The following is a 3,652-nucleotide window of genomic DNA, read 5'->3' as shown; positions in this document are numbered from 1 at the left end:
GGCCACCGGAACAGGCACGACACGGAGCACGACCATGCGACGCGACGAGGTGCTGGCGATCCTCACCGCCCATCAAGACGAGATCCGCGCCTTCGGCGTGCGCTCGCTCTCCCTCTTCGGCTCCGTGGCGCGCGATGAGGCCGGCCCGGAGAGCGACATCGACCTCCTGGTCGAGTTCGACCGGCCGGTGGGATACTTCACGCTGCTGGACCTGCAAGAGTACCTCGAAGACCTCCTCGGAGTCCGCGTCGATCTTGGGACGCCTGGCTCGCTCAAGGACGCGCTGCGCGATACCGCGATCAAGGAAGCGATCCGTGTCGCCTAGACCCTGGTACGTCCGGATCGACGACATCCTCGACGCGATGACGAACATCCGGACGTTTATCGACGGGCTAACCGAAGACACGTTCGTGTCGGACAAGAAGTCCATCCGCGCTGTCGCCTATGAGATCGCGGTCATCGGCGAGGCAGTTCGGCATCTTCCGGCAGAGGTCAAGGAGCGTTACACGACCGTACCCTGGCCCAGACTTCAAGCGATGCGCAATGTCGTGATCCACGAGTACTTCCGGATCGACGTGGACCTGCTTTGGCACACCGTGGTGGAGAACCTGCTGCCATTGGAGGAGACCCTCAGGGCAATTCGTGACGCAGAGGATGGATAGGGACGCATTCCCCGGACACATCCCAAGCCGCTGGCACGTTGACAGGTGCGCAGGGTGACCGTACGCTCGTGCCGCTGCAGGGTGGATCAACGGAATCGCGGGCGGTAGGGGCGGATGAGCCATGGGGACCTCGGGGGCACTGCTGATCATCGGGCTGGTGGCGGCAGGCATCGGCGCGGTGCTCCTCTTCATCGGCCGGCGCATCCAGGCCAAGACCAACCTGCTGGCCAAGGTGCCGACCGTCACCGCCAGCGAAGTCGCCAGCCTCATCCCGGGCGAGATGATCGAGGTCAAGGGCGTGATCCGCTGCGACACGCCGCTGACCGCTGAACTCGCGCAGCGCGCCTGTGTCTACTACTCATCGCGGGTGGTGCGGGAGTACGAGCATCGCCGGCGAAACGCCAGGGGTGAAACGGTGACGAGCCGCCGCTCCGAGACCGTCGCGCAGAATGAGCAGTCCACCCCCTTCTACGTGGAGGACTCCTCCGGCCGCGTGCTGGTCCATCCAGACGGCGCGGAGGTGGACGCCCAGAAACTCGTGGACCGCTTCGAGCGAAATACCGCCGCCCTGGGCCCCACGATCTCCTTCGGCGGCATCACGCTGAACCTCGGGGGCGGCGACGGGACCATCGGCTACCGCTATGAGGAGAATGTGCTGCCGGTCGACATCCCCGTCTACGTGCTGGGCGTCGTCCAGGAGGGGGGCACGATCGGCCGGCCGCCGCCGGAGTTGAAAGGCCGACGCTTCATCATCAGCTACCGATCGGAAGAGGCGCTGCGGGAGTCGTGGGGCAAGCGGGCGCGCTGGTTGGGATTCAGCGCCGTTGCGCTGTTCGCCCTTGCGGTGATCCTGTTCGTGGCGGCCGTCGTCACGCTCGTCGCGTAGCGGGCGGACCACCCGCGGCTTGGCCCTCCCCCATCGGAGCAGAAGGGACGCAGCGTGACGCCGCGCGTCCGAAGGCGGACGATGATCCTGGGCTGCGTTGCGGTCGTCGTGCTCGGGGTGGCGGCGACCTGCGCCTTGGGCATCCTGGGGCTCACCTGGGCCGGCCAGCGGCTCCCCGAGGAGAGCGCGCCGATCCGCGCGCTGAAGGGCATCCGCGCCTACCGGGTGCTGGGATTGGCCGGGTCCACCTGCCTCAACCGCGCCACCACCAGCTACGAACCCGGACGGGACGCGCCGGACCCCGCGCTCGTCGCCGATCGGCCGGAGGATGCGATCGCGGAGTGGCTCGCCGGGCACGCGTTCACCGTCGACCGCGTCGTTGTGTACCACCGGAGCCCGCACGCCGATGTCTGGCTCCGAGTCCGCGGCCCCGGCGGCCAGGACGAGCGACACCTGCTCACTCTCGTCGCCGGTCGCAGCCAACCCGTCACCCTGGCGCTCCCGCGCCGCACGCTCCCCATCTGCTTCGCCCACGCCGGCGACTGGCGCATCGTCGCCGAGCAGCGGATACGGGAGACGTAGGGCGTGAGGCGGGATGCGTCACACGTCATGCGTCATGCGTCCCCCTCACCCCCGACCCCTCTCCCACCAGGGGAGAGGGGAGCCCTACGCAATACGGATGACGCATGACGCATGACGCCTCACTCCCCCTTCCCCTCTGTACGTTCACCCGCTATGCTGGGAGTGCAGCATCGACTACCGCGTCGCGGCATCCCTCATGCAGCGCACCCGGCGCGACGTGCCACCGAGCTCGGATGACGCAGCACGGACGATGGGATCCCGGCACTGATGACACATGTCGATACACCTTCCGCCCTCGATCGGGCAGTGGCCTGCTACGCGGCGATGCAGCGCCACTTCTACGACGCGCGCCGCAAGCTGTACCGCGAGCCGGGGGGCGGACCCGGTGGGTTTGCCTTCCTCTGGCCCTTCTCCCAGGCACTGGCCGCCACCGTCGATCTCGTCGCCCTGCCCCTGGTGCGCGACCGCTACCTGCCTGACCTGGCGGACCGGCTCGACGGGCTGGAGCGCTACTGGAACCCGGACTCGCGCCCGCCTGCCTACGACTCGGGTGTCCGCTCCTGGCGCGCGGGCGGTGGGGATCAGTTCTACGACGACAATGAGTGGGTGGGGCTGGCGCTCGCCCGCGCGTACCAGCTCACCTGGGACGCCGCGGCGATCCAGCGCGCCTGGGATGTGTTCGAGTTCGTCATCTCCGGGTGGGACGACGACGCCAGCCACGCATCGCCCGGCGGTGTGCGCTGGACACGCGCCGATTGGAACCAGGACCGGAACACCGTCTCCACCGCACCGGGTGCGCTGCTCGCCCTCCGGCTCCACGAGATCCACGGTGAGGAGCGGTACCTGGATTGGGCCCGGCGCATGTACGACTGGGTGCGCTCCACCCTGCGCTCCCCGGAGGGGCTCTACTGGGATCACATCGACCCGGCGGGGAAGATCGAGGAGACGTACTGGAGCTACAACCAGGGGACGATGATCGGCGCCGGGGTGCTGCTCCACCGCGCGACCGGGGAAGCACGCTACCTGGAGGAGGCGCAGGAGACCGCCGACGCGGCGCTCGACTACTACGCGCGCGAGGATCGGCTGGACGCCCAGCGGCCGGCGTTCAACGCCATCTTCTTCGAGAACCTGCTGTTCCTCGACGCGGTAGCGGCGGATCCACGCTACCGACGGACCTTGCGGAACTACGCCGAGCGGACGTGGGCGAAACAGCGCGACACAGAAACCAACCTGTTCACCTTCGACCCCGGCCGGCCGCCGGAACTCCTGCATCAGGCCGCCATGGTACGCCTCTTCGCGCTGCTGGCGTCAGACTGACGCCACGCCTTTGGAGTGCGGCGGCCCGAGCCGCCGCTTTCGTATGCGGCGGTTGCAACCGCCGCTCCCCGGCCTGGTCATCGAGCATGGCCCTCACCCCCGACCCCTCTCCCAACGTTGGGAGAGGGGAGTGGGACGGAAAACGGCCGACGGGTGACGCATGACGTGTGACGCATGAAGTTCCCCCTCTCCCCTTGTGGGAGAG

5 protein-coding genes are annotated in these 3,652 nt (G+C 68.2%); all 5 read left to right on the top strand.

From position 1 onward, the window contains the following. Positions 1-34 precede the first annotated feature (34 nt). The 5 genes from IRZ30_RS16425 to IRZ30_RS16405 all read left to right on the top strand — a co-directional run bounded on the left by IRZ30_RS16425 (position 35) and on the right by IRZ30_RS16405 (position 3,447). Positions 35-325: a nucleotidyltransferase family protein gene (locus IRZ30_RS16425; RefSeq protein WP_366945372.1), complete on the top strand. Its 291-nt coding sequence runs from the start codon at positions 35-37 to the stop codon at positions 323-325. Beyond that, a complete protein-coding gene (locus IRZ30_RS16420; protein WP_294086715.1) occupies positions 315-662 on the top strand; it encodes a DUF86 domain-containing protein in 348 nt (115 codons plus the stop codon). The genes IRZ30_RS16425 and IRZ30_RS16420 overlap by 11 nt, the downstream gene beginning before the upstream one ends. A gap of 121 nt (positions 663-783) precedes the next feature. After that, positions 784-1,548: an E3 ubiquitin ligase family protein gene (locus IRZ30_RS16415; RefSeq protein ID WP_294086714.1), complete on the top strand. Its 765-nt coding sequence runs from the start codon at positions 784-786 to the stop codon at positions 1,546-1,548. A 54-nt stretch (positions 1,549-1,602) separates the two neighbouring features. After that, the gene (locus IRZ30_RS16410) at positions 1,603-2,130 is read left to right on the top strand and encodes a hypothetical protein (protein WP_294086713.1); all 528 of its coding nucleotides are present in this window, start codon (positions 1,603-1,605) and stop codon (positions 2,128-2,130) included. 267 nt (positions 2,131-2,397) lie between these two features. Next, positions 2,398-3,447 carry a glycoside hydrolase family 76 protein gene (locus IRZ30_RS16405; protein WP_294086712.1) on the top strand — a complete coding sequence of 350 codons (1,050 nt, stop codon included), beginning with the start codon at positions 2,398-2,400 and terminating at the stop codon, positions 3,445-3,447. The last annotated feature ends 205 nt before the right edge of the window (positions 3,448-3,652 follow it).

It is taken from the genome of Sphaerobacter sp. (assembly GCF_019683595.1).
Taxonomy (GTDB): domain Bacteria; phylum Chloroflexota; class Chloroflexia; order Thermomicrobiales; family Thermomicrobiaceae; genus Sphaerobacter.
The sequence above is the reverse complement of the archived record's forward strand: the minus strand, read 5'-3'. Positions and strand labels throughout refer to the sequence as shown.